This is a genomic window from Streptomyces sp. UW30 (assembly GCF_008042075.1).
In the GTDB taxonomy this organism is placed as follows: domain Bacteria; phylum Actinomycetota; class Actinomycetes; order Streptomycetales; family Streptomycetaceae; genus Streptomyces.
The window spans coordinates 1-658 of record NZ_RDBN01000070.1; the positions used below are offsets into that span (position 1 = coordinate 1).

Here is a 658-nt window from a genome sequence, read left to right on the forward strand (position 1 = left end):
CCGGCCGCGTACGGCAGCTGCTGCGCGGCCCGCGCGCCGAAGCCGTTCCCGTCCTCCTCGGCAGAGCCTGCGCCGTGGTCGGCCTGCTGGACGTCGCCGCCGGCGTCTTCCCGCGCTTCCGGCACAGCCGTATGCACGCCATCGCCGAGGTGCTGCCGGGCTCCACGGGCCCGTTCGCGGCGGCGCTGTCGCTCAGCGCCGGCGTGCTGTTGCTGCTGCTCGCGCACGGCCTCAAGCGCTGCAAGCGGCGGGCGTGGCGCGCGGCCGTCATCCTGCTGCCGGCCGGAGCGGTGGCGCAGCAGGGGCGCGAGCAGCGCGAGGGAGATGAGGACGCCGATGATGGAGTGGCGGTACGTGAACTGCGCCACCGCGACCAGTTCGCGGCGCTGCCCGACCCACGCAGCCGCTGGCGCGCGCTGGCCAACTTCGTCCTCATGGGCGCCGGTTCGCTCGCCCTCGGCCTGGTCATCGTCAGCGCCCACCCGAAGACCCTGCTCGGCGACCCGAGCCTGGCGGACCGCATCACCCACGTCCTGTACGGCCTGTTCGGCTTCGAGGGCCCGGTCGACTACCAGGGCAACACCTCCTGGACGGTCGCCTTCTCCCTCGGCGCCCTCGGCCTGCTCACCGCGATCACCACCATCTACCTGGCCTTCCG

General features: G+C 73.7%; 1 pseudogene. It reads left to right on the forward strand.

Annotated elements, in window-relative coordinates:
• Window positions 1-658, forward strand: a pseudogene (locus EAO75_RS43685) (hypothetical protein); the annotation flags it as partial.